The organism is Kocuria sp. KSNUG, from assembly GCF_049532735.1.
GTDB lineage: Bacteria > Actinomycetota > Actinomycetes > Actinomycetales > Micrococcaceae > Kocuria > Kocuria rhizophila.
The window spans coordinates 1,936,834-1,958,533 of sequence record NZ_CP150981.1 but is presented as its reverse complement, the minus strand read 5'-3'; the positions used below and the strand labels follow the sequence as shown (position 1 = coordinate 1,958,533).

Below are 21,700 nucleotides of genomic sequence, written 5' to 3'. Positions count from 1 at the left end.
GACCCGGGGCGGAGCCGTGTCCGGCATCCGGACAGTGTCCACATGCTGGAATCGGCGGGGCGGGCCCGGCTGTGACCTGAGCAACGTGCTACGTTACCGGAGCACCGCGTGGGAACCGCCATCCCGGGCTCCAGCCGGTGCCGATCCACGGCTTCCCACGCAGCCGCATCCTTTCCGCAACGGGGCGGACACAGGCGTCACCTGGATCCCACGACGCCCGCCGCGCACCCACCGAGTGTTCCCGGGCATCGTCGACGCACCAGACCAGCCCACCCCTTGGTGAGGAGCTCCGTCATGAGTCAGCAGCACACGCCCCACGAGGCGTCCCGCGAGCACGAGCCCGCAGACCACGCGCCCACCGGCACCGGACCGGAAGTCGTGTCCCCCTTCGAGCGGTTCTCCGCCGTGCCCCAGGGCCAGGGGCTGTACCGCGCGGAGGACGAGAAGGACGCGTGCGGCCTCGCCGTGGTCGCCACCCTGAACGGCACGGCCTCCCACGACATCGTCGACGCCGCGCTGACCGCGCTGCGCAACCTCGAGCACCGCGGCGCGGTGGGCGGGGACGAGGGCACGGGCGACGGCGCCGGGATCCTCACGCAGATCCCGCACGACTTCCTGCGGCACAGCGTGGACTTCCGTCTGCCGCCGCGTGGTTCCTACGCCGTGGGCACGGCGTTCATGCCCACGGGCGGGGCGCACCTGTCCGAGCTCAAGGAAGCCCTCGAGGACCTTGCGCGCGGCGAGCAGCTCGCCGTGCTGGGCTGGCGGGACGTCCCGGTGGTCGAAGAGGCCGTGGGGGCCTCCGCCCGCGCGGTGATGCCCACGTTCGTGCAGGTCTTCGTCGCGGACGCGCGCGCAGCGGAGGCCGCTGGGCCCGCGTGCGCCGACGGTGCGGCGTCGTCGGAGCGGGACGCGGCGCAGCTGGAGCTGGACCAGCGGGTCTTCCGCGTGCGCAAACGGGCCCAGAACAAGTTCGGGATCTACTTCCCGTCCTTCTCCTCCCGCACGCTCGTGTACAAGGGCATGCTGAGCACGGCGCAGCTCGAGCCGTTCTACCCGGACCTCTCCGACCCCCGCTTCACCACCGAGCTGGCCGTGGTGCACTCCCGGTTCTCCACCAACACCTTCCCGTCCTGGCCCCTGGCACAGCCCATGCGCACCCTGGCGCACAACGGGGAGATCAACACCGTGGTGGGCAACCGCAACTGGATGCGCGCCCGGCAGTCCTCGATGTCCGGGGCGGTGCTGGGCCGCCAGCCGGAGGACCTCTACCCGATCTGCTCCGAGGGCGCGTCCGACTCCCAGTCCCTGGACGAGGTCGCCGAGCTGCTGCAGCTCGCGGGACGACCTGTCACCGAGACCATGCTCATGCTGATCCCGGAGGCCTGGCAGAACCACGAGAGCATGGATCCCCGGCTCAAGGCCTTCTACGAGTACCATTCCACGCTCATGGAGCCGTGGGACGGCCCGGCGTGCGTGTCGTTCACGGACGGCGTGCGCGTGGGGTCCGTGCTGGACCGCAACGGTCTGCGCCCGGGGCGCTTCTGGCAGACCCAGGACGGCCTCGTGGTCTTCGCGTCCGAGGTGGGCGTGGTGGATGTGGGGGACCGTCGCGTGGTCCGCAAGGGCCGGGTGGCTCCCGGCACCATGTTCCTCGTGGACACCCGGGCGGGGCGGATCGTGGAGGACGCCGAGATCAAGGCCGAGCTCGCGGCCGCGAAGCCCTGGGAGGACTGGGTGCGAGAGTCGGTCCGGCCGGTCTCCGAGCTTCCCGAGCGTGAGCACATGAGCCACCCGGCCCACTCCGTGCGGCTGCGGCAGAAGACCTTCGGCTACACCGAGGAAGAGCTCAAGATGATCGTGGGCCCCATGGCCACGACGGGTGCGGAGCCCATCTACGCGATGGGCACCGACACCCCCGTGGCCGTGCTCTCCAACCGGTCGCGTCTGCTCTACGACTACTTCGTGCAGTCCTTCGCGCAGGTCACCAACCCCCCGCTGGACGCCATCCGCGAGGAGCTCGTGACCTCCATGGCGGGCGCCGTGGGGCCCATGGCCAACATGCTCTCCACCGCCCAGACCCGCACGCGGCAGATCCGCCTGGACTTCCCGGTCATCGACAACGACCAGCTGGACCAGTTCGCCCACCTGGACGACGACGACGGCGCGTCGCTGAGTCTGCGCGTGCGCGGGCTCTACCGGCCCGTGGACGGGGCGCGGTCGCTGCGGGACAGGATCGCGGAGATCTGCGAGAAGGTCTCCGCCGCGGTCAACCGCGGTGTGCAGTTCGTGATCATCTCGGACCGCGACTCCAACGGGGCGTGGGCCCCCATCCCGTCCCTGCTGCTGACCTCGGCCGTGCACCACCACCTGCTGCGCTCGGCCACCCGCACCAGGGTGGCGCTGATCGTGGAGTCCGGTGACGTGCGCGAGGTCCACCACGTGGCGCTGCTGCTGGGCTACGGCGCCTCCGCGGTGAACCCGTACCTGGCCATGGAGTCCGCGGAGGAGCTCGTGCGGCGCGGTGAGGTCACCGGCGTCAACGAGGAGCAGGCCGTGTCGAACCTCATCACGGCGCTCGGCAAGGGCGTGCAGAAGATCATGTCCAAGATGGGCATCTCCACCGTGCAGTCCTACTGCGGCGCCCAGACCTTCGAGGCGCTCGGGCTGTCCAGCGAGCTCGTGGCGGACTACTTCTCCGGAACCCGCACGCAGATCGAGGGCGTGGGCCTGGACGTGATCGCCGCGGAGACCGAGGCGCGGCACCGGCTCGCGTACCCGGAGGACGGTGTCACCGAGCCCCACCGGGACCTCGCGACCGGCGGCGAGTACGACTGGCGCCGCGAGGGACCCCGCCACCTCTTCGACCCCCACACGGTGTTCCGGCTGCAGCACGCCACGCGCACGGGGCGCTACGACATCTTCAAGTCCTACACGCAGCGGGTGGACAGCCAGGCCCGGGAGATCGCGTCGCTGCGCGGGCTGATGAGCTTCGCCTCCACCCGCGAGCCGGTGGACATCGACGAGGTCGAGCCGGTCAGCGAGATCGTCAAGCGCTTCTCCACCGGGGCCATGAGCTACGGCTCCATCTCCATGGAGGCGCACGAGACCCTCGCGATCGCCATGAACCGGCTGGGCGGGAAGTCCAACACGGGCGAGGGCGGCGAGGACGTGGAGCGGCTCGTGGACCCCGAGCGCCGTTCCGCCATCAAGCAGGTGGCCTCGGGACGCTTCGGTGTCACGAGCCTCTACCTGGCGTCCGCGGACGACCTGCAGATCAAGATGGCCCAGGGTGCGAAGCCCGGTGAGGGCGGCCAGCTCATGGCCCAGAAGGTCTACCCGTGGATCGCCCGCACCCGGCACTCCACCCCCGGGGTGTCCCTGATCTCTCCGCCGCCGCACCACGACATCTACTCGATCGAGGACCTCGCGCAGCTCATCTACGACCTCAAGCGCTCCAATCCGAAGGCGCGCGTGCACGTCAAGCTCGTCTCGGAACGGGGGATCGGCACCGTGGCGGCGGGCGTGACCAAGGCCAAGGCCGACGTCGTGCTGGTCTCCGGCCACGACGGCGGCACCGGTGCCGCGCCGCTGAACTCGCTCAAGCACGCCGGGATGCCGTGGGAGCTGGGGCTCGCCGAGACCCAGCAGACGCTGCGGCTCAACGGCCTGCGCGAGCGCGTGGTGGTGCAGGCGGACGGGCAGCTCAAGACCGGGCGGGACGTGGTCGTGGCCGCGCTGCTCGGGGCGGAGGAGTTCGGCTTCGCGACCGCTCCGCTCGTGGTCGAGGGCTGCATCATGATGCGCAAGTGCCACCTGGACACGTGTCCCGTGGGCGTGGCCACGCAGAACCCCGAGCTGCGTTCACGCTTCACCGGCAAGGCCGAGCACGTGGTGAACTTCTTCGAGTTCATCGCCCAGGAGGTGCGCGAGCACCTCGCGGAGCTCGGCTTCCGCAGCATCGCGGAGGCCGTGGGCCACGCCGAGGTGCTGCGCACCCGGGAGGCCGTCGAGCACTGGAAGGCCAAGGGGCTGGACCTGAGCCCCGTGCTGGACTCGTTCCGCGCGGAGGGCGTCACGGACGGACTGCGCAGCACCACGTCTCAGGACCACGAGCTGGAGAAGCACTTCGACAACCGGCTCATCCCGCTCGCGGCCCCGGCCATCGAGCGCGCGGAGCCCGTGCGGGTCCAGGAACGCGTGGTCAACACGGACCGTGCGGTGGGCACCATGCTCGGCTACACCGTCACGAACGCCCTGGGCACGCGCGAGCTGCCGGACGACACGATCGACGTGACCCTCACGGGCCAGGCGGGCCAGTCGCTCGGCGCCTTCATCCCGCGCGGCATCACGCTGCGTCTCGAGGGGGACGCCAACGACTACACCGGCAAGGGACTCTCCGGCGGGCGGATCGTGGTGCGGCCACCGCGGGATGCGGCCTTCACGGCCCACGAGAACGTGATCGCGGGCAACGTGATCGGCTACGGCGCCACGAGCGGTGAGATGTTCTTCAACGGCGTGGTGGGCGAGAGGTTCCTGGTCCGCAACTCGGGCGCCACCGCGGTGGTCGAGGGCATCGGGGACCACGGCTGCGAGTACATGACCGGCGGCGTCGCCCTCGTGCTCGGTGAGACCGGACGCAACTTCGGCGCCGGCATGTCCGGGGGAGTGGCGTACGTGCTGGACCTGGACGAGACGGACGTGAACCGGCAGGCACACGCCAACGGCGACCTGCAGCTCGGGCACCTGGACGGCAACGACCGCGAGCTGGTGCTGGAGCTGCTCAAGCGCCACGGCGAGGAGACGGGCTCCGAGTTCGCCGCCGCGCTGCTCGCGGACCCCCAGCACAGCCTGACCCGCTTCACCAAGGTGCTGCCGCGGGACTACTCCGCGGTGCTGGCACTGCGCAACGAGGCCGAGGCCGAGGGCGAGGACCCGGACGGCGACGGCACCTGGCACAAGATCCTGGAGGCGACCCGACGTGGCTGATCCCCGTGGTTTCCTGACGGTCCGCGAGCGTGCGGACCGTCCCAAGCGTCCCGTCCCGGTGCGCCTGATGGACTGGAAGGAGGTCCAGCAGCGCCAGGAGGCCGGCGTGCTCCACCAGCAGGCCGGGCGCTGCATGGACTGCGGCGTGCCCTTCTGCCACCAGGGGTGCCCGCTGGGCAACCTGATCCCGGAGTGGAACGACCTGGTGTGGCGGGAGCAGTGGGGCGAGGCGTCCGAGCGGATGCACGCCACCAACAACTTCCCCGAGTTCACCGGCCGGGTCTGCCCCGCGCCGTGCGAGTCCTCGTGCGTGCTGGGCATCAACCAGGATCCCGTGACCATCAAGCAGGTGGAGTACGCGATCGGGGAGAAGGCGTTCGAGGACGGCCTGATCAAGCCCTGCATCCCGCAGCGACTCGTGGGCCGGACCGTCGCGGTGGTCGGCTCCGGGCCCGCGGGTCTTGCGGCGGCCCAGCAGCTCACGCAGGCGGGCTTCACGGTGGCGGTGTACGAGCGCGACGACCGCATCGGTGGGCTGCTGCGCTACGGCATCCCCGACTTCAAGCTCGAGAAGTCTGTGCTGGAACGCCGTCTGGACGTCATGCGCCAGGAGGGCACGCGCTTCCGAGCCGGCGTGGAGATCGGCCGGGACATCACGTGGGACGTGCTGCGCCGGCGCTACGACGCCGTGGTGGTGGCCACGGGTGCCACCCTGCCCCGCGAGCTGGAGATCCCCGGGCGGGACCTCCACGGGATCCACCCCGCGATGGACTACCTGGTGCGCTCCAACAAGCACGTGGCGGGGGACGAGGTCCCGGACCTGGTGGACGCCCGCGGCAAGCACGTGATCGTGCTCGGCGGCGGGGACACCGGGTCCGACTGCATCGGCACCGCCCTGCGACAGGGTGCTGCGTCCGTGACGTCGCTGGCCATCGGCCGCAAGCCGCCGGTGGACCGGGCGGACGAGGAGCCCTGGCCCATGATGCCCAAGGTCTTCGAGGTCTCCACGTCCCACGAGGAGGGCGGGGAGCGCACCTTCCTGGCCTCCACCGTGGAGTTCGTGGGGGAGGACGGTCACGTCACCGGACTGCGCGTGGCCGAGACCGAGTACCGCGAGGACGGCTCCCGCGGTCCCCGCACCGGGACCGAGAAGGTGCTGCCCGCTGACCTCGTGCTCCTGGCCCTCGGGTTCACGGGCAACGAGTCGGAGCAGCTCACGGAGCAGCTGCCCGTGGCACTGGACGGCCGCGGCAACGTGGCACGGGACGAGAGCTACATGACCGCGGTGGACGGCGTGTTCTCGTGCGGGGACGCCGGGCGCGGTCAGTCGCTCGTGGTCTGGGCCATCGCGGAGGGCCGCGCGTGCGCCGCGAACGTGGAGCGCCACCTCACGGGCCAGACCCGGCTGCCGGAGCCCGTGGCACCCTCGGAGCGGGCGATCGACCTGAGCCTGTGAGGCACGGTGCGGCAGACCCCGGCCCAGCGGCGTCGGGGCCCGTGCGGAGGGTGTGACGCAGTGTGCGGCGCCCCGTAAGCGGGCTCATGTTCTTCCGGTGCCCGGGATTGCTAGGCTGGGGACAACATCGGCGGAGCGGCCGCGGCCACGCAGCATCGGCAGCGTGACCCGGCCGCTTCCGTTGTGTGTGACAACCATCCGTTCTTCGAGAAGGAGTCACCCATGCGTCGAGCGAAGATCGTGGCCACCATCGGCCCCGCCATCTCCTCGTACGAGAACATCACCCAGGCGATCCGGGCCGGCATGAACGTGGCCCGCCTGAACATGAGCCACGGGGACCACTCCGTGCACAGCGCCTCCTACGAGAACATCCGCCGGGCCGGCGAGGAACTGGACACCACGGTGGCGATCCTCGCGGACCTGCAGGGTCCCAAGATCCGCCTGGGCAACTTCTCGGACGGCCCGCACGAGCTGGAGGTCGGTGACACCTTCACGATCACCGTCCGGGACGTGCCCGGGACCCGGGAGATCTGCTCCACCACGCACAAGGGCCTGCCCGGGGACGTCTCCGTGGGGGACCCGCTGCTGATCGACGACGGCAAGGTGGCCCTGCGCGCCACCCAGGTCACGGACACGGACGTCACCACCGAGGTGGTCGTGGCCGGACCGGTCTCCGACCACAAGGGCATCAACCTGCCCGGTGTGGCCGTCAACGTCCCCGCCCTGAGCGACAAGGACGAGGCGGACCTGCGCTGGGCGCTGCAGCGCGGCGTGGACATCATCGCGCTGTCCTTCGTGCGGGACGCCAAGGACATCACCCGCGTGCACGAGATCATGGCGGAGGAGGGTCGCAAGATCCCCGTGATCGCCAAGATCGAGAAGCCCCAGGCCGTGGACGCGCTGCACGAGATCATCGACGCGTTCGACGGCATCATGGTGGCCCGCGGCGACCTCGGTGTCGAGCTTCCGCTCGAGGCCGTGCCGATCGTGCAGAAGCGCGCGATCGAGCTCGCGCGCCGCTGGGCCAAGCCCGTCATCGTGGCCACCCAGGTGCTGGAGTCCATGATCGACAACCCGCGTCCCACGCGCGCCGAGGCCTCCGACTGCGCCAACGCCGTGCTCGACGGCGCGGACGCCGTGATGCTCTCGGGCGAGACCTCGGTGGGCAAGTACCCCATCAAGACGCTCGAGACCATGGCCAGCATCATCGAGGCCACCGAGACCGAGGGCATGGACCGGATGCCGCCGCTCGGCACCGAACCGCGGACCCGCGGCGGTGCGGTCACTCGCGCGGCGGTGACCATCGCCCGGCAGCTGGACGTCGAATACATCTGCACGTTCACGCAGTCCGGTGACTCCGCACGTCGGCTCTCCCGGCTGCGTCCCGACCGGCCCATCCTGGCCTTCACGCCCGAGAAGAGCGTGCAGTCCTGGTTGCAGCTGCTGTGGGGGGTCCAGTCCATCCGCGTGGACCGCGTGGAGCACACGGACGACATGACCCGCCAGGTGGACCACCACCTGTTGCAGTACGACCTCGCGGACACCCAGGACATGGTGGTGATCTGCGCCGGTTCGCCCCCCGGCCACGCCGGGTCCACCAACCTGGTCAAGGTCCACCGGGTGGGAGACCTCCAGGACGCGGGGGAGGCCCCGCAGCGCGAGCCGCACGAGGGTGTGGGCCCGTGGCGGGAGACCCTTCGCGGTTCCGGTTCCTGGCGCGAGCCGTGAGCCGGTGACCGGCCGAACGGCACGCTCCCGGTCTCACGGGGGCGCCGTGGACGACGACGCGGGGTGCGGATCGTGGGATCGGCGCCCCGCGTCGTCGTCGTGGGGACCGCCCACCGGCCCGCCCGGGGGCGCGACCCGGTGCGGCGGACGCAGCGGTGGCGCGAGCGGACGGGCACCCGGGAACGACGAACGGCCCCGTATCTACGGGGCCGTTCTCGTGCTGGTCCGACCAGGTGGTTCGTGGTGCCCAAGGTGGGACTCGAAAACGCCTCCCGCGCGTGTCCTGAGACGGTACGGCCCGGAACGGCGCGGAACGCGGCTAACCCGATGCGGGCCGGGGCGCCGGGCTCGTTGACGCGGTCAACACGCCCCAAACCTACCCCGCCGCGCCCTGCAGCTCCTCGAGCTCCACCGCGCTCGCGAAGTGCAGGCGGTCGATGAGCACCTGCTCGGTCACACCGAGTTCTTGGGCCAGGTGCCATTCGTCCAGTTGGGATCCCACATGCGCAGTGATCGCCTCCCACGGTACGAGTAGCCGCGCGGTCTGCGCTCGGACGTCGTCTTCCACCGCCGCGGGCTGGTGCCGGGTGTGGCCGCGGCTGATGTGCACGAGCTCGTGCGTCAGCGCGCAACGGGCCTCTACATCGGTGAGGTGTTCATCCAGCCACACGTGCCGCCCGTCGGTGCATCCGCTGGCCACGCGAAGCGGCGCGCGCTGCACGGAGATGCCGTGCTTCTCGATCAGGGCCCAGGGGTCGAACATGCGTTCGAATGTAGTTGTGGCCGGGGACACGCATAGGCCCCCGCCCTCAGAGGAGCTGCGTCTCTCCCTGCGCACGGAAACTGTCAGGTTGACGCATAACGAGGCCCTGGTTGGTCGCAACCACTCTGCCGCGGGCTTCGACAATCTCGTGGTGCTTGAACCAGTCGTGGGCTTGCGCCAGAGTTTCGTCGGCACGTAGGTGGATCTCGACGCTGGCCGCGCGTCCATTGCGGCGTGTGTCGACGGTGGCTATCCCGAAGGGCTCCCCAGTCTTGTGCTGCATCCGGTAGATGGGACCAGATAGGACCTCGGTCTTCTGCACCGCCGATCGTCTGAACTTTGGGATCATCTGATCCAGGAGATCTGTGGCTTCCGAGGGGATGTCGACATGAACCGAGTAGAGGCTCCGCGCTACAGGCACCTCGGTGGCCCACTTTGGAGTCACGTCGAGACTCTTGACGTCATCGTGTTCGATGATGTTCTTGACCGAGACGAGCAAGTTACGTGTGACACCTCGGTGGATCAGTTCGTTCACGGCCTCCGTATCGGGGACACGGGCCCGGTCAATCGCGATCGTCTGGAGTTGCCCTAGCGCGTCGATCATTGTGCGGGTGACCCGGCGTTCTTCAGGCTCGCGGATAGCCACCTGCGTGTCCGGCAACGGCTGGGTTTCCTCAGCGTTCTGCGCTGTCGTTGTCTGCGGCAGCGGGACGATGAGTGGAAGGATGTAGGAGCCGGGCTTTGTCTGCCCGAACTGCGCGTGTTTCACGACGCGGTCGCCGATCCTCGACCAGTTCGTGATGTGGGGTTGCGGCCTCTGCGCTGCAGTGGCCGCAGACCGCAGGACCTGCCACACGCTGCGGAAGAGATCCGCTCCGGAGGCTGCGTAAATCGTGTGTTCTGATGCCAGCGCTGTTCCGGCCCGGAAGTCGAAGACATCGGCCCACAAGCCACGGAGTCGTGAGTCGACCTCCTCGACGGCAAGACCCATGCCGGAAGCAACTCGTTCAAGAACGCCAGCCCACCCCCAGTCTTGCTGGGTGAGTCCGTTTGGGATGCCGACGCGCGCGCCTAGGGGGGAGGCCCAGAGCTCGCCAGCGGGTCCACGTGATGCCAGTGACCATCCGGCATCTTCAAGTACCTTGAGAAGGCCGGAGCGATCGGCGGGGGCGCTCAATTCAGTGGCTGTATCCATCAGGCTCCGAACCACCTTTCCAGCTCCTCGAAGATCTCACGAACAGTGTCCGCCGTGAAGCGCTGGGACCGTGGGAACACAACCCCACCGGAGGTCTGAGTTACGGTCGGGCCATTCAGCTTAGCCCAGTAGGCTGCAGCTGGAATGCGAGTGACATCCTCGACCGAACTGTCCATCCATTGCGCGTCGTCAGGGGTGTTCTCAAGGACGACCAGTACCCCGTAGACAGGAAGCAGGTTCTCAGACCACTGTTCCCAGTGCTGTGGGGTCACCTGAATCCTGGCTTCGCCTGCCTGGTTGAACTTGGGCGCTGTGGTCGCCTTGACCTGCACCCGCACAGGACCCAAGTTGTACTCGATGTTCGCGTCGATGCCGATGACGTCTTCATCGGAGGAGGTCTCACTGAAACCGACGCCAGCGCTAGCCATCACTGCGCGTACGTAGGCCACGCCGAAACGACCCGTTCGGGCAGTACGCGCCAGCGTCTGATGTGGCAGACGCGAGACCTGGGAAGCGCTCATGCCTGGTCTGCCTCATGTGCGCCGTTCGGCAACTGCGGCCTCTCGGCCGTCTCGTCCTGCGCCCGCCGGCGCTCGCTGCTGGTCACTGGAGCTCCGGACTCACGGAGCCGGCGTCGCGTGCGGATGCAGCGGAGTTCTTCTTCTCCCGCGTTTTGGCCGCCTTGCGCAGCTTCTTGATGACCGTCTTCTCGTTGAAGAGGCTGTCCCTGCGCGTGTTGATGACCCCGTTCTCGTCGATGCTGATGATCTCAAGGCCGGGCGCTACGTTCCCGTCCTTCTTGGAGCGAGATAGCCCCAGAAGGAGCAGGACGACCAGCCAGAGGCCAAGCGAGATACAGATCAGCAGGATGTGAAACGAAAGGACGAGGATCCCGCCCACTGTGCCGAGTGACAGGTCTGTCAGGTCTCGGAGGAGGCTGGTCTTGGGGCGCGCGTACTTGAGGCACACCGTGCTGTCGTCCCGGTAGAGGATGGTCGTCTCGAGTGGATCTCGGACTCGAGCACTCCGACGGACTACCTCCTCTGTGAGTAGCTGGTCTCGTTGACTCTGCGAAACGGTGTTCAAGGCGTGACTCCTGGGGGGGGTCAGGCGGGGTCCCATTCCCCGCCGTCTTGCGAGGCTTCCGCCTCCTGGTCTTGGACTGTGCGCATGGCACGTCCCTCGCTGGGGGCATCGTAGGCCGCCAGCGCGTACTCGTCGGGGACGGGTGGTGCGGTGTCCTCGGGCGCCGGGCTCTCCCCGGCGTGGTTCATGGGGGACGGTTGCGTCGGCTGCGCGCCGCCCGCTTCCGTCCGCGGTTCCTGCTCGTGGTCCTCGGGGTCGTGTTCATGGGTGCTTGCTCCTTCAGTGGCTGCGCGGATCACGTGCAGGATGGCGTCCTGCATCATCGGATCCAGCGTCGAGACGGTGGCCGGCAGTCGAACCTCGAACGGGCTGCGGGTCTCGCGAACGTCGATGCCGAAGGATGCCGCGTAGGCCAGCACCACGGTCCGCTCGGGGACGTCCAGGGCGACCGACAGGGCCTTCACCATGTCCGCGCTCTTGGGCCACCCCTTGGGCCGGTTGTTCGCAAGGTCCGACAGCTGCTGCTTCGTGAGGCCAAGACCGGCACCCTGCGCTCGCTGGGCGAGGGCTTCATAAGAGAGGTCGCTGGCCGCCTTCTGGGCCTTCACGAGGTCGCTGATCGTCTGCACGGATCCAATATCTCCACTGCCGGGGGAGCGGTCTAGCGGGCCGCAACACATACCGTCTACCACTGATTGACGTCCCCACCATACCTAGGCGGCTACTAGAAAAACGTCACGAGAGGGGCGCGCCGCGCAATAACGGCGCGGATTGGGGGTGTCCCGCCCTCTTGCACCGTCTACCAGTAGGCACTACTCTGTCCATCAGTAGTTGACAGATATACGCCTACTAGGAGACACTCAGATGCACAAGGTGACGAGACTGAAGCACCGTTGGCCGAAAGGAACTTGGATGCGACTCAAGAGCGCAGACACCTTGCGGGCATTGATGGATCAGGACGGGTTCTCCCACGGTCGACTCGCGCGCTACGCCGGATGCAGCAAGGGGTTCATCTCCCACCTGCTGGCCGGCCGCCGCAGCTCATGCACCCCCGAGCTCGGGGCTCGCATCGCGGAGGCGCTGAACGTACCCGTCCAAGTCCTTTTCGACGTCCACAAGTCCACCAGCAGCAGTACGAACGACATCCACGAGAGGACGGCGGCATGAGCCAGCAACTCACTGAGTTCATCTACGGCAACCAGCAGGTGCGCGTCGTCGAGCACGAGGGCATGCCCTGGTTCGTCGCCACGGACCTGGCGCGGGTCCTTGAATACCGAGACTCGGCGAACCTCGTGCGTGGTCTCGACGAGGAGGACGTTCGTACTCACATTGTGAGTACGAACGCCGGGCCCCGCGAGGCACTGGTCATCAGCGAAGGCGGGCTGTACACGATCCTCGTCCGGGCCCGCACGGAACGGGCTCGCCCGTTCCGCCGGTGGGTGACCCACGAGGTGCTCCCGCAGATCCGGAAGACGGGCGCGTACACCGCCCAGCCGCAGCTGCAGGTCCCGCAGTCCCTCCCGGAGGCGCTGCGAGCTTACGCCCGTGAGGTGGAAGCTCGGGAGGCCATGGAGGCCTACGCGAAGGAGCTTGAGCCCAAGGGCGAGGCCTATGACGCCTTCCTCTCCGGTGACGGGACCTACTCCATCGGCAACGTCGCGAAGATGCACGGCCTGTCCCAGAACAAGCTGTTCGCGCTGATGCGCTCGGCCGGGGTGATGATCTCTAAGGGCGCCATGCGCAACACCCCGTACCAGCGGTACATGCACCACTTCGCTGTGAAGGCCTACGACTTCACCCGCACGGACGGCACGGTCGGCACCTCGTACACCACCCGCGTGCAGCCCTCCGGCGTGGACTTCCTCCGCCGCAAGCTCTCCCTCACCCCGGCCACGGACGTGGAGGTGGCGGCGTGAGCACCCCCACGGACTTCACCGGCTGGATGCCCGCCGAGGTCTCGGCCATGACGGGCCTGTTCTCGGAGACCGAGCTCAAGCGCATGGCCGGGCGCGGCGAGATCGCACACCACCGCGGCGCCCGCGGCAAGGTCGTGTTCTTCCCGGACGACGTGAAGGCCCTACTGCGCCACACCGCGGTCCGCCCTGCCAAGGCCGAGAAGACCACCCCGGCACCCGCACCCGCGGAGCTCGTCCCGCCGGTGGTCTCACCGTTCCGCACCACGTCGCGCTCGCGGGCGGCTCATAACGAGGCGGCGGCGTCGTGAGCGCGGCGCGGCGGGTCACGTACGAGCGGGTCACGTTCACGGACCTGCGAGCAGACCCCTTCCGGGAGGTGGTGGGCATGGTCCGGCACACGGACGCCCCATCCCGGCGGGTGGCAGTGGGGACGTTCGTCCAGCACTGCCTGTCTCGTGCGACGCGCAACAGCGCGGCGTTCGAGATCGCGTGGGGGAACTCGGGGTCAGCCCCAGCACAAGTGCTCTTGGGGGGCATATGTGCCGGCGACCTCGAGTTCGCCCCCGCCACTTTCGATCAGGCCCACGCGGCCGCAGACCACGACGCCGGCCAGCCGCTGGCTGTCGGACATGCAAGGGGAGACTAATGAGCACCATCCTCAACGCGCTGTGCGCGATCATCCCGGACCCGCTCGAGGCGTGGCTGGCCGGTGGCGGGAACATGACCGTCCTGGTCCTCGGCCTGGTCGGCCTGGGCCTGTACACCTGGGTGCGCCCGGCCGGGGGTGAGCGTCGTGGTTGAGACGACCCTGTCCCGCCGCCTGGCTGCGTTCGCTGACGCGGTGACCACGGCGATGACGGGCGCTACCGCGGTCATGCAGGCCCGCGAGGAGGAGCAGCAGGCACGGGCCTCCCGTGCGCGGCGTCGCGACCTGGACCGTCCCCGGGTGCACGTGCACAAGGGCGGGGCGAACCTGTTCAGCAGGCTCCCGCAGGGCGACCCCCGCAACCTGATGCCGGCAGGCGGGCGGCTGTCCCAGGACAGCTGGCACGTGTGGACCCTGCAGCCCGAGGCCGCAACCGAGGGCATCACGGGATCCTTCGTCGGGTCCTTCGACACGTGGGACGAGGCCATGCTCGTCGCCCACCATGTTGCCGAGCACGGACGTGTCCCGGCCCAGTGGGTCCCCAACGTCTCCGACCTGATCGAGGGCCTGCTCGACGAGACCACCGAGGACGTTTTCTGCGGGGTGGGTGAGGTCCCATGCTGACTGCCCCCACCATATTTCTCGTCGTGCTCCCCGGGTGCATCGCCGTCATCGCCGCGGGTGCCCTCGGCGCGCACTGGTCCGCGGCCCAACGCGCCCGCCAGCAGCGCGACCTCCTCGCACGCATGCAGGGCCGGGGTGATCGCTCATGAGCGGCTACGTGTACCGCGGGGGCAAGCCCGAGGACCGGTCCGCGCTCAGTCAGCGCAACCGCGCCCTGGCCGCGGAGCTGGAGACCGCGCGGCAGCGTATCCAGCAGCTCAGCGGGGCCGTCTCCACGCTCACAGGCGTGAGGGACCGGCAGCGCGCCGAGGTCCTGGACCTCACCCGGCAGGTCGCGGCCGCCCGCGCCGAGACCCCCGCACCGGCCCCGTCCCAGGACGTGGCCGTGCACCGGGGCCGGGTGCGTGCCCTGCTCACCGCGCTGCGCGCCGAACGCGACGCCGCTCAGCGCGCGGCCGGGGAGGCCACAGCCGAGCGCGCCCGCCGTACCCACGCCGAGACCGCCGCGTCCCGCGCCGAGCAGGCACTGCAGGAGCTGCGCGCCGAGATCGCCGAGGACCACCAGGCCCGCGTGGAACGCGTCACCACCGAGACCACCACCACCCGCGAGAACGCCCGCCTCACCCAGCGTGTCGCTGACCTCGAGGGCGCCCTCACCGACTGCCAGCAGATGCGCACCGACGCGCTCGCGGATCGTGACCGGGCGGTGGCGGAGGCCATGACGGTCCAGGCCGCTCTGGACGAGACGCACACGACGATCACCCACGCGCTGCCCGCCATGTGGGCGGTCCGCCGGCACCGCAACGAGATCGAGAAGGAGAACGCCTGATGGCTGGAGAGACCAACCTGACCGTGGTCGGGAACCTGACCGCTGACCCTGAGCTGCGCTTCACCCCCTCCGGGGCTGCGGTGGCGAACTTCACCGTGGCGTCCACGCCGCGCCAGTTCGACCGGCAGGCCAACGAGTGGCAGGACCAGGAGACCCTGTTCATGCGCTGCTCGGTGTGGCGTGAGGCCGCGGAGAACGTGGCCGAGTCCCTGTCCAAGGGCACCCGCGTGATCGTGCAGGGCAGGCTCAAGGCCCGCTCGTACGAGACCCGTGAGGGGGACCGCCGCACCAGCATAGAGCTGGACGTGGACGAGGTCGGCCCGTCCATGAAGTACGCCACCGCCAAGGTGCAGCGCAACGCCAAGGGCACCGGCAACTCCTCGCAGGACTTCGGCGGCCATCAGGGCGGCGGGTACGGCGGCGCCCAGGGCTACGGCGGCGCCCGGGGCTACCCGCAGGGCCCCGAAGCCCAGCAGGGCGGGTCCGCGTGGGACGCGGCCACCCCCGGCGCTCAGAACGCCTTCGACGGGATGCCCGCCGGGGACGCCGAGCAGGAGCCCCCGTTCTGATGGGCGCCCGGACCCCGTACACGGCGACGTTCACCGTGCGCTTCACCCGCGCCGGCCACATCAAGGACCTCGCGTGCACCGTCGAGCTCGACATCAACCCGGCCCGGGCCGACCCGTCCGACGTGATGCCCGCCCTCCACGCCGCTGTAGGCCCCTGGCTGATCCAGCACGCCCCCGGGATGACCGGCCAGGACCTCGAGTTCGTGCAGGAACGCGTGGACCCACCCGCCGGATTCATGCGCCTCAACGGCGGCCTCTACGGCGGCGGCACCTGGGAACAGACCGCCACGAGACCAATCACCACCCCGGAGGCCACCCCATGACCATCACCACACCCCGCCCCATGCCCGTCAGCCAGTGGGACGACTACCTCGCCGCACTCCAGCGCGTCACAGCCGGCCCGCACACCGAGGACATGGTCGAGCTCTGCCGCACCCGCTACGGAGCCACCACAGCCGAGACCACCGCCGCGCTCGCAGCGATCCAAGACACCGAGGAGCCCCGATGAGCCCAATCATCTACGCCCGCCACCGTTGCGCCCCCGCCGAGGACCCCGACGGCGCCGCCATGGGCTGCGATGAGGCCGAGGGCGTCATGTGGCAGTGCCCCGAGTGCGACGCCTACTGGGAGACAGAGGTCACGAAGGCCATCAACGGGCAGGTGCTCAGATTCGCCTGGGCCTGCATGGGCCGGCCCCGCGAGCAGGCACAGCTCCGCGAGGTCGAAGCTGCTCTCAACCCCACGGCTACCACCCCCACGGTGACGCCGGACATGGTGCAGCTCGTGCTCGACACGTACGCGAAGCACATGAGCGTCACCCCGAACGACGGCGCCGAGCCTCTCGGATGGTGCGGGGAGTGCGAGACCGGCATCTACGGACCGCACACCATCCAGGCGCACGCCCGGGAGAAGGCCGCTGAGGCCCTGCAGGGCGCGCTCGCCGCGGGCGTTCACCAATGAGCGCCTACACGCCCCGCCCGGGGGAGCGCGCCGTGCTCCACACCGCCAGCACGGGCCAGCTGTGGCTGCTGGTCATGAACCCGATCGGGAAGTGGCAGCACATCGGCGCATTCGACCCGGATGGACCCCACGTCTCCTGGTACCCGCACGTCACCTACGAGGAGGACTGGTGCCGGTCCCGGCCCACGGACCACGCCACCCAGGAGTGGGCATGGAACCTGCTCGACCTAGCGAGGAACCGAGCCCGGCTCGGATATCCCCTCGCCGACCTGGCCACCCACGAGGTGACCGTGATGCCGCGCGCTCCGCGGCATGTCCTGCAGCTGGGACCACTGGACCGGCCCGCCGAGACCACACCCACCCACCAGCCCGCGGAGACGGAGGAACTGTGCCTGTTCTGACCACCCACAGCGCTCGCCGCGACCCCGGGAGCCGACCGTGATTCTCGGCGTCCTACTAGCCCACGTGGCGGCCCGATGGGCTGCCACCCGAGACCGAGCACCCGTCCACGGGTGGGTGCCAGACGAAAGCGAGACCGAAGAATGAAACCGATCATCAGAGACCGCGCCCGCGCCGCATTCACCCAGCTGCGTGAGGACCTCGCCGCCGTAGCCCCGACGTTCGCGTACCTGCTGCGGGTGGCCGCCGACTGCATCGTGCCCACGAGCCGAACCATCGCCAGGCGCGTCTACCGCGCCTGGGAGGACGGATGCCCTAGCGCTGAGGTGCGTCGAGACCTGGAACGCCGCGGACAGGAGGGGGCATGACCCTCATCCTCGGGATCCTCATCGCCGCGGCCCTCGGCCCCACCCTCACCGGCGCCGCCATGACCATGCTCCTCATCATCTTCGCGCTCGCCGTGCTCCCGCCCGTGGAGCCCGCCGAGCGGGTGACCCTCATCGACGTCCTCGAAAGGAAGTAGCCATGCCCACCGATTCCAAGGTGACCGTGGAGTCCACCTACCAGAACCCCATCCCCTTCGGTGAGATCCAGCGGTTCGTCTCGGACGTGGGCCACTACATCGGGGATGACGCCGAAGTGAGGATCCGCCAGACCCCAGAGACAGGCCACCCGACCGACCCCGGCGGGGACATCACCATCAGGGCCACCGGCTCACCGCGACCCCACACCCAGGAAGGAAACCTCCGATGACGAAGCTCTCCGGCTCACTCCCCAAGGAGAACGGCCTCACCCAGATCAACAGCCTGATGGTCAACGACCCCCAGCAGGGCTACCTCGTGGTCGGGATCGTCCGCCCCTCCAAGATCACCACCGACGTCGACACCGGCGAGGCGGAAGCCACCGCCACCCTGCATCGGCTCGAGGTCATCACCGGCCAGGACCTCATGACCGCGGACCAGCTCATCCGCCGAGCCACCGAACGCCGCACCGGCATGCAGGAGCTGCCCATCGACATGGAGGACGAGCTCACCCGGCTGCTCGCCGACGTCGTCGACCCTGAGACCGGCGAGCTAAACGAGGACCAGCCATGATCGACCGCCCGCACGGCGCCGACTGCAGCTACTGCAACCGTGCCGTCGAGGAAGCACGCCGCACCGGGGACGAGCTCGGCCGCGCCTGGACGAGCGAGTTCTACGACTACGACACCGGCACCCACCACATCGTCCACTACGACCCCGAGACCCCCGCCGAGCAGGTCACGGCCACGGCCGAGACCTTTGAGGAGGAGGTCATGAAGCTGGCGGTGGCCCGGTACAAGTACCGGGGCGTGAGGGACCAGGACATCTACGACTTCATGCGCCGGCACGGCCACCGGCCAGGGGGCGTTGGGCTAAACATGCGGTTCTGGATGACGGTGAACCGGCTCCGCCAGGACCCGGCGGTCATCGCCGCGCACCCGCAGCTCACGGCGGAACTCAACCGCCGAGTGGAGGCGGCGGGATGAGCGGGTACACCCCGGGAGAGCGCCGCGAGCATCACCGCACCCTCCACACCGCACGCGAGGTCACCGCTGACCACGTGGGCCACCTGGTCAGCGTGGCCACCACGGATCGCACGAGCCGCGGCTTCTTGCAGGCCGTGGCCTCGGACGGGGACTTCGCCCGCCTGGACCTCCAGGTCCGGGATGGGCGGGTGCTCTCGGTCTGGGTGCAGCAGGACACCGCGGTGCTCGTGCACCGCACACGACAGCAGGACAACCGGAAGGACAGGACATGAGCGCGACACCGATCACCACCATCCAGGCCATCGACAAGCGAGGCGGGCTCACGGTCGCCGATCTCGTGGTCTGGACGAACCACCTCCGATTCCTGGACCTGGACCCCCGCACGCCGGTCCAGGCTCGCGTGGGATTCCGTGGCCAGCTCCTCGAGGTCAAGCCGCGCCTCGACCAGGAGCCACCACGCTGAGGCGCTGCGCCGCAGGACGGCGCGCCCCGCCCGAATGATCCACCAGATGGGAGACCCCAGTGCCACCACGCACGCAGCACACTGCCGGCCGCACCGCAGCACGCCGCCTCGACCGCGCGACCCCCGCCCAGCGGGGACACCGCCGCACGTCGGGCTGGAAGCGCGACGGCCACCCGCAGGACACCGCCCGAGCCGCGCGACCCACCACCGTGGGTACCGCTGCACGCCGGGCCGGGACCGCGACCAGGCAGGAGCGCGTCTGATGCCGTGGCTACGCGTGGGCGACTCAGCCGCCACCAACCCGATCGTTGCAGAGGTGCGCGAGCACCCAGCCGCGGACGACCGAACGAAGCTCGAAGTGTTCGGGTTCGTCACGCTGTGCGCGACGGTCGGAGCGCAGCACCTCACCGACTACGTCGTCTCGCGGGCCACCGCGGCCGACGTCGCCGGTTCGATGGAGCGCGCAGACCTGCTGCTGGAACAGGCCGTGTTCGCCGGGTACCTCGAGCCCGTCACCGAGCTGGTGCGCGGGCAGGAGCGGGCCCGCTGGCGGATCGTGGAGGACCCCGAGTTCATCCACATGCGCACCCAGGAGGAGGTGGAGTGGGAGCGGCGTCGCAAGCGCGACAACTCCAACCCCGCCCTCACGATCCCCGTGCGCCTGCGAGACGGGGACGCCTGCCGGTACTGCGGGCAGGTCGTCCGCTTCCGAGCGCGCACCGGGCGTCTGGCCGGCACCTACGACCACCGGAGCCCCGGCCGCGGCGCCGAGACCCCGGACGATCTCGTGGTGGCCTGCACTCGGTGCAACTCGGGCAGGAAGAACAACCCGCACGCGGAGAGGGAGTACCCGCTGCTCCCGGTCCCCGAGAAGCCGTACTACTCCCTGGACACGATCGAGTTCGTCAAGAACAGCGACTGGGCCAGGAGCAACGGCATCGAGCCACCACCCGCCCCGAAGACCAAGGTCCAGCCCGGCCACGTGCCGGCGGGCCACGCCACACCAACACCCGGCACTCCCGCCGCGGGAGAGGACAGCGCGCCCACGGGCAACAGCGACTCACCCGCCCGCGAGCCTGACACCGCAGCCCCCACACCCGTGGACGAGGCGCGACAGGCCACCGCCGAGGGACGACCATCCGGGCGCTCTGCAGAGACAGGCAGGTCTCGGCAGGAATCCGCAGGGAGCCTTCCTCCGGATCCTGACAGCCCGGGACGGGGCGGGACGGGTCGGGCCGGTACGGGAGGGAACGGGAACCCAGCACGACCACCTCAGAGACAGAACACGCCAGACCACCATGACCACCCACCCAAGAAGCGCGGATCAAGATCACGACGCAGGGGGAGAAGGGGAAAGCGATGAGAGCCACAGATCACCAGGAGCAGATGATCCTGTCCTGGAAGGAAGCCCAGCTGCAGAACCACGTCGTCCAGATGGCCACGGCCCTGGGGTGGGAGCACTACCACACCCACGACAGCCGGCGGTCTCCGGGCGGGTTCCCGGACCTGGTGCTAGTGCACCCGCGCAAGCGGATCTGTCTCGTGCGTGAGCTGAAGACCGAGCGGGGCCGGTTCCGCCCGAAGCAGGAGCAGTGGCTGGAGAACCTGCACGACGCCGGCGTGGACGCGGGGGTGTGGCGTCCGAGCGACGTCGTGTCCCAGCGGGTGCACCGTGAGCTGTCGGCGGGCACCGGGTACGGGACCGGGTCGATGGGGGGTCGGCCATGAGCGCGCTGTGCGTGGTGGACGGGGCGCCGGCCACGATGGGCAACCTGTGCACCCAGTGCGTCACCGCTCTGCACACCGCGGTGCTCGAGGTTCCGCGTCTGCTGCGGGAGTTGGACGTGACCATCACCAAGCAGTCCAGGCAGGGCACGTTCGTCGCCGGGGCCTCCGGTGAACGCCCGCTGGTGCTCAACCTCTCGGCGTCGGCGGTGGCCGACTCGATCACCGTGGCACTGCGCACGGTCGCGCACCTCGGCGCGCAGGAGCACGAGCCCATCCCCGTGGCGGCCGCGGCCCTGTCGCCATGGACGGCCCGCCGCCTCAAGTTCGCGGTGCGCCGCCCCGAGATCGAGGGCGCGCACGATGCTCTCCTCGAAGCGGTACGGGAGGGATGGCGGTCTGTGGACCGTGCGCCGGAGCGGCGCGTGGTCGGGACGTGCGACTGCGGGGGCGTGCTGGCCACAGCCCAGCTCGAGGGGGAAGTGCGGTGTCCGGCGTGCGGTGTGCTCTGGGACGTGGAGGAACGGGAGGAGGCCCGCAACCAGATGTTGCTGGGGCTCACCGTGTGCACCGCTGATCTCGTGACGTTGTTCCGCACCGTGCTGGGTAAACGCATCACCACGGACACGGTGCGGAAGTGGGTGCAGCGTCGACAGCTGCGGCCGGTGCGCGTGGACCCGATGATGTTCCGTGCCACAGATGCAGTGCAGACCTGGGAACGGCTCCACGGTCTGCAGACGGACGAACGACAAGGCCGGGCGAAAGAACCAGCCTGAGCGATTCCAGCCCGTGGTGTGGACGAACACGGTGCTGTCACGCTACTGTGTACTCAAATGGAAGCAGTC

Annotated in this window: 30 protein-coding genes; 24 read left to right on the top strand and 6 right to left on the bottom strand. The window is 69.4% G+C overall.

The genetic code is table 11. The features are described 5' to 3' along the window. Positions 1-294 precede the first annotated feature (294 nt). The 3 genes from gltB (at position 295) to pyk (ending at position 8,173) form a co-directional block, all read left to right on the top strand. The gene (gene gltB, locus AABM36_RS08530; protein ID WP_423445817.1) at positions 295-4,989 is read left to right on the top strand and encodes a glutamate synthase large subunit; all 4,695 of its coding nucleotides are present in this window, start codon (positions 295-297) and stop codon (positions 4,987-4,989) included. Next, positions 4,982-6,445 (top strand): glutamate synthase subunit beta, encoded by a 1,464-nt coding sequence (locus tag AABM36_RS08525; protein WP_121240763.1) that lies wholly within the window; start codon positions 4,982-4,984, stop codon positions 6,443-6,445. Before gltB ends, AABM36_RS08525 begins: the two co-directional genes overlap by 8 nt. A 222-nt stretch (positions 6,446-6,667) precedes the next feature. Further along, positions 6,668-8,173: a pyruvate kinase gene (gene pyk / locus AABM36_RS08520; RefSeq protein WP_121240761.1), complete on the top strand. Its 1,506-nt coding sequence runs from the start codon at positions 6,668-6,670 to the stop codon at positions 8,171-8,173. Between the two features lie 376 nt (positions 8,174-8,549). Here pyk and AABM36_RS08515 read toward each other — a convergent pair whose 3' ends face one another. The 5 genes from AABM36_RS08515 to AABM36_RS08495 all read right to left on the bottom strand — a co-directional run bounded on the left by AABM36_RS08515 (position 8,550) and on the right by AABM36_RS08495 (position 11,846). Beyond that, positions 8,550-8,936: an ImmA/IrrE family metallo-endopeptidase gene (locus AABM36_RS08515; protein ID WP_423445814.1), complete on the bottom strand. Its 387-nt coding sequence runs from the start codon at positions 8,934-8,936 to the stop codon at positions 8,550-8,552. A gap of 46 nt (positions 8,937-8,982) precedes the next feature. Next, positions 8,983-10,131 (bottom strand): hypothetical protein, encoded by a 1,149-nt coding sequence (locus tag AABM36_RS08510; RefSeq protein WP_423445812.1) that lies wholly within the window; start codon positions 10,129-10,131, stop codon positions 8,983-8,985. After that, a complete protein-coding gene (locus tag AABM36_RS08505; protein WP_423445810.1) occupies positions 10,131-10,652 on the bottom strand; it encodes a DUF4365 domain-containing protein in 522 nt (173 codons plus the stop codon). The genes AABM36_RS08510 and AABM36_RS08505 overlap by 1 nt, the downstream gene beginning before the upstream one ends. An 82-nt stretch (positions 10,653-10,734) precedes the next feature. Further along, positions 10,735-11,217, bottom strand: coding sequence for a hypothetical protein (locus AABM36_RS08500; protein WP_423445808.1), 483 nt, complete (start codon positions 11,215-11,217; stop codon positions 10,735-10,737). A gap of 20 nt (positions 11,218-11,237) precedes the next feature. Then, a complete protein-coding gene (locus tag AABM36_RS08495; RefSeq protein WP_423445806.1) occupies positions 11,238-11,846 on the bottom strand; it encodes a hypothetical protein in 609 nt (202 codons plus the stop codon). A gap of 235 nt (positions 11,847-12,081) precedes the next feature. On the opposite strand from AABM36_RS08495, the gene AABM36_RS08490 reads away from it, so the two are divergent. Genes AABM36_RS08490 through AABM36_RS08480 form a run of 3 tightly spaced genes read left to right on the top strand, consistent with a single transcriptional unit; the run spans position 12,082 to position 13,441 of the window. Then, positions 12,082-12,384, top strand: coding sequence for a helix-turn-helix domain-containing protein (locus AABM36_RS08490; protein WP_423445804.1), 303 nt, complete (start codon positions 12,082-12,084; stop codon positions 12,382-12,384). Further along, complete coding sequence (locus AABM36_RS08485; protein ID WP_423445803.1) at positions 12,381-13,133, top strand: phage antirepressor; 753 nt, start codon at positions 12,381-12,383, stop codon at positions 13,131-13,133. The genes AABM36_RS08490 and AABM36_RS08485 overlap by 4 nt, the downstream gene beginning before the upstream one ends. Beyond that, entirely contained in the window at positions 13,130-13,441 is a 312-nt protein-coding gene (locus AABM36_RS08480) for a hypothetical protein (RefSeq protein WP_423445801.1), read from the top strand. The genes AABM36_RS08485 and AABM36_RS08480 overlap by 4 nt, the downstream gene beginning before the upstream one ends. Positions 13,442-13,638: 197 nt before the next feature. Here AABM36_RS08480 and AABM36_RS08475 read toward each other — a convergent pair whose 3' ends face one another. Beyond that, positions 13,639-13,764, bottom strand: a complete 126-nt coding sequence (locus AABM36_RS08475; protein ID WP_423445799.1) for a hypothetical protein — start codon at positions 13,762-13,764, stop codon at positions 13,639-13,641. Between the two features lie 14 nt (positions 13,765-13,778). Here AABM36_RS08475 and AABM36_RS08470 point away from each other — a divergent pair, with 14 nt between their 5' ends. The 18 genes from AABM36_RS08470 to AABM36_RS08385 all read left to right on the top strand — a co-directional run bounded on the left by AABM36_RS08470 (position 13,779) and on the right by AABM36_RS08385 (position 21,631). After that, a complete protein-coding gene (locus AABM36_RS08470; protein ID WP_423445797.1) occupies positions 13,779-13,934 on the top strand; it encodes a hypothetical protein in 156 nt (51 codons plus the stop codon). Next, a complete protein-coding gene (locus AABM36_RS08465; protein WP_423445796.1) occupies positions 13,927-14,403 on the top strand; it encodes a hypothetical protein in 477 nt (158 codons plus the stop codon). Before AABM36_RS08470 ends, AABM36_RS08465 begins: the two co-directional genes overlap by 8 nt. Before the next feature lie 145 nt (positions 14,404-14,548). Further along, the gene (locus tag AABM36_RS08460; RefSeq protein ID WP_423445794.1) at positions 14,549-15,232 is read left to right on the top strand and encodes a hypothetical protein; all 684 of its coding nucleotides are present in this window, start codon (positions 14,549-14,551) and stop codon (positions 15,230-15,232) included. Continuing rightward, positions 15,232-15,801 carry a single-stranded DNA-binding protein gene (locus tag AABM36_RS08455; protein WP_423445792.1) on the top strand — a complete coding sequence of 190 codons (570 nt, stop codon included), beginning with the start codon at positions 15,232-15,234 and terminating at the stop codon, positions 15,799-15,801. The genes AABM36_RS08460 and AABM36_RS08455 overlap by 1 nt, the downstream gene beginning before the upstream one ends. Further along, the gene (locus tag AABM36_RS08450) at positions 15,801-16,124 is read left to right on the top strand and encodes a hypothetical protein (RefSeq protein ID WP_423445790.1); all 324 of its coding nucleotides are present in this window, start codon (positions 15,801-15,803) and stop codon (positions 16,122-16,124) included. Before AABM36_RS08455 ends, AABM36_RS08450 begins: the two co-directional genes overlap by 1 nt. Continuing rightward, entirely contained in the window at positions 16,121-16,309 is a 189-nt protein-coding gene (locus AABM36_RS08445; RefSeq protein ID WP_423445788.1) for a hypothetical protein, read from the top strand. Before AABM36_RS08450 ends, AABM36_RS08445 begins: the two co-directional genes overlap by 4 nt. Then, positions 16,306-16,761, top strand: a complete 456-nt coding sequence (locus AABM36_RS08440; protein WP_423445787.1) for a hypothetical protein — start codon at positions 16,306-16,308, stop codon at positions 16,759-16,761. The genes AABM36_RS08445 and AABM36_RS08440 overlap by 4 nt, the downstream gene beginning before the upstream one ends. Before the next feature lie 32 nt (positions 16,762-16,793). Continuing rightward, the gene (locus AABM36_RS08435) at positions 16,794-17,162 is read left to right on the top strand and encodes a hypothetical protein (protein ID WP_423445785.1); all 369 of its coding nucleotides are present in this window, start codon (positions 16,794-16,796) and stop codon (positions 17,160-17,162) included. Positions 17,163-17,303: 141 nt separating this feature from the next. After that, the gene (locus tag AABM36_RS08430) at positions 17,304-17,528 is read left to right on the top strand and encodes a hypothetical protein (RefSeq protein WP_423445783.1); all 225 of its coding nucleotides are present in this window, start codon (positions 17,304-17,306) and stop codon (positions 17,526-17,528) included. Further along, positions 17,525-17,683, top strand: a complete 159-nt coding sequence (locus tag AABM36_RS08425) for a hypothetical protein (RefSeq protein ID WP_423445781.1) — start codon at positions 17,525-17,527, stop codon at positions 17,681-17,683. The genes AABM36_RS08430 and AABM36_RS08425 overlap by 4 nt, the downstream gene beginning before the upstream one ends. 2 nt (positions 17,684-17,685) lie before the next feature. Further along, positions 17,686-17,913 (top strand): hypothetical protein, encoded by a 228-nt coding sequence (locus AABM36_RS08420; protein ID WP_423445779.1) that lies wholly within the window; start codon positions 17,686-17,688, stop codon positions 17,911-17,913. Continuing rightward, the gene (locus AABM36_RS08415) at positions 17,910-18,254 is read left to right on the top strand and encodes a hypothetical protein (protein ID WP_423445778.1); all 345 of its coding nucleotides are present in this window, start codon (positions 17,910-17,912) and stop codon (positions 18,252-18,254) included. The genes AABM36_RS08420 and AABM36_RS08415 overlap by 4 nt, the downstream gene beginning before the upstream one ends. Next, positions 18,251-18,667 (top strand): hypothetical protein, encoded by a 417-nt coding sequence (locus AABM36_RS08410; protein ID WP_423445776.1) that lies wholly within the window; start codon positions 18,251-18,253, stop codon positions 18,665-18,667. The genes AABM36_RS08415 and AABM36_RS08410 overlap by 4 nt, the downstream gene beginning before the upstream one ends. Continuing rightward, entirely contained in the window at positions 18,664-18,939 is a 276-nt protein-coding gene (locus tag AABM36_RS08405) for a hypothetical protein (protein ID WP_423445774.1), read from the top strand. Before AABM36_RS08410 ends, AABM36_RS08405 begins: the two co-directional genes overlap by 4 nt. Then, positions 18,936-19,130, top strand: coding sequence for a hypothetical protein (locus AABM36_RS08400; RefSeq protein ID WP_423445772.1), 195 nt, complete (start codon positions 18,936-18,938; stop codon positions 19,128-19,130). The genes AABM36_RS08405 and AABM36_RS08400 overlap by 4 nt, the downstream gene beginning before the upstream one ends. Before the next feature lie 262 nt (positions 19,131-19,392). After that, a complete protein-coding gene (locus AABM36_RS08395; protein WP_423445770.1) occupies positions 19,393-20,493 on the top strand; it encodes a hypothetical protein in 1,101 nt (366 codons plus the stop codon). Next, a complete protein-coding gene (locus tag AABM36_RS08390) occupies positions 20,490-20,858 on the top strand; it encodes a VRR-NUC domain-containing protein (RefSeq protein WP_423445768.1) in 369 nt (122 codons plus the stop codon). Before AABM36_RS08395 ends, AABM36_RS08390 begins: the two co-directional genes overlap by 4 nt. Beyond that, entirely contained in the window at positions 20,855-21,631 is a 777-nt protein-coding gene (locus AABM36_RS08385) for a hypothetical protein (protein WP_423445766.1), read from the top strand. Before AABM36_RS08390 ends, AABM36_RS08385 begins: the two co-directional genes overlap by 4 nt. The last annotated feature ends 69 nt before the right edge of the window (positions 21,632-21,700 follow it).

Excerpts from the sequence above, each read along its gene's own strand:
- AABM36_RS08390 (WP_423445768.1), top strand. The coding sequence starts at position 20,490 with ATGAGAGCCACAGATCACCAGGAGCAGATGATCCTGTCCTGGAAGGAA.
- AABM36_RS08395 (WP_423445770.1), top strand. The coding sequence starts at position 19,393 with ATGCCGTGGCTACGCGTGGGCGACTCAGCCGCCACCAACCCGATCGTT.
- AABM36_RS08430 (WP_423445783.1), top strand. The coding sequence starts at position 17,304 with ATGAAACCGATCATCAGAGACCGCGCCCGCGCCGCATTCACCCAGCTG.
- AABM36_RS08485 (WP_423445803.1), top strand. The coding sequence starts at position 12,381 with ATGAGCCAGCAACTCACTGAGTTCATCTACGGCAACCAGCAGGTGCGC.
- AABM36_RS08475 (WP_423445799.1), bottom strand. The coding sequence starts at position 13,764 with ATGTCCGACAGCCAGCGGCTGGCCGGCGTCGTGGTCTGCGGCCGCGTG.
- AABM36_RS08420 (WP_423445779.1), top strand. The coding sequence starts at position 17,686 with ATGCCCACCGATTCCAAGGTGACCGTGGAGTCCACCTACCAGAACCCC.
- AABM36_RS08440 (WP_423445787.1), top strand. The coding sequence starts at position 16,306 with ATGAGCCCAATCATCTACGCCCGCCACCGTTGCGCCCCCGCCGAGGAC.
- gltB (WP_423445817.1), top strand. The coding sequence starts at position 295 with ATGAGTCAGCAGCACACGCCCCACGAGGCGTCCCGCGAGCACGAGCCC.
- AABM36_RS08385 (WP_423445766.1), top strand. The coding sequence starts at position 20,855 with ATGAGCGCGCTGTGCGTGGTGGACGGGGCGCCGGCCACGATGGGCAAC.
- AABM36_RS08445 (WP_423445788.1), top strand. The coding sequence starts at position 16,121 with ATGACCATCACCACACCCCGCCCCATGCCCGTCAGCCAGTGGGACGAC.
- AABM36_RS08490 (WP_423445804.1), top strand. The coding sequence starts at position 12,082 with ATGCACAAGGTGACGAGACTGAAGCACCGTTGGCCGAAAGGAACTTGG.
- AABM36_RS08410 (WP_423445776.1), top strand. The coding sequence starts at position 18,251 with ATGATCGACCGCCCGCACGGCGCCGACTGCAGCTACTGCAACCGTGCC.
- AABM36_RS08450 (WP_423445790.1), top strand. The coding sequence starts at position 15,801 with ATGGGCGCCCGGACCCCGTACACGGCGACGTTCACCGTGCGCTTCACC.
- AABM36_RS08455 (WP_423445792.1), top strand. The coding sequence starts at position 15,232 with ATGGCTGGAGAGACCAACCTGACCGTGGTCGGGAACCTGACCGCTGAC.
- AABM36_RS08400 (WP_423445772.1), top strand. The coding sequence starts at position 18,936 with ATGAGCGCGACACCGATCACCACCATCCAGGCCATCGACAAGCGAGGC.
- AABM36_RS08405 (WP_423445774.1), top strand. The coding sequence starts at position 18,664 with ATGAGCGGGTACACCCCGGGAGAGCGCCGCGAGCATCACCGCACCCTC.
- AABM36_RS08510 (WP_423445812.1), bottom strand. The coding sequence starts at position 10,131 with ATGGATACAGCCACTGAATTGAGCGCCCCCGCCGATCGCTCCGGCCTT.
- AABM36_RS08515 (WP_423445814.1), bottom strand. The coding sequence starts at position 8,936 with ATGTTCGACCCCTGGGCCCTGATCGAGAAGCACGGCATCTCCGTGCAG.
- AABM36_RS08415 (WP_423445778.1), top strand. The coding sequence starts at position 17,910 with ATGACGAAGCTCTCCGGCTCACTCCCCAAGGAGAACGGCCTCACCCAG.
- AABM36_RS08505 (WP_423445810.1), bottom strand. The coding sequence starts at position 10,652 with ATGAGCGCTTCCCAGGTCTCGCGTCTGCCACATCAGACGCTGGCGCGT.
- AABM36_RS08425 (WP_423445781.1), top strand. The coding sequence starts at position 17,525 with ATGACCCTCATCCTCGGGATCCTCATCGCCGCGGCCCTCGGCCCCACC.
- AABM36_RS08470 (WP_423445797.1), top strand. The coding sequence starts at position 13,779 with ATGAGCACCATCCTCAACGCGCTGTGCGCGATCATCCCGGACCCGCTC.
- pyk (WP_121240761.1), top strand. The coding sequence starts at position 6,668 with ATGCGTCGAGCGAAGATCGTGGCCACCATCGGCCCCGCCATCTCCTCG.
- AABM36_RS08460 (WP_423445794.1), top strand. The coding sequence starts at position 14,549 with ATGAGCGGCTACGTGTACCGCGGGGGCAAGCCCGAGGACCGGTCCGCG.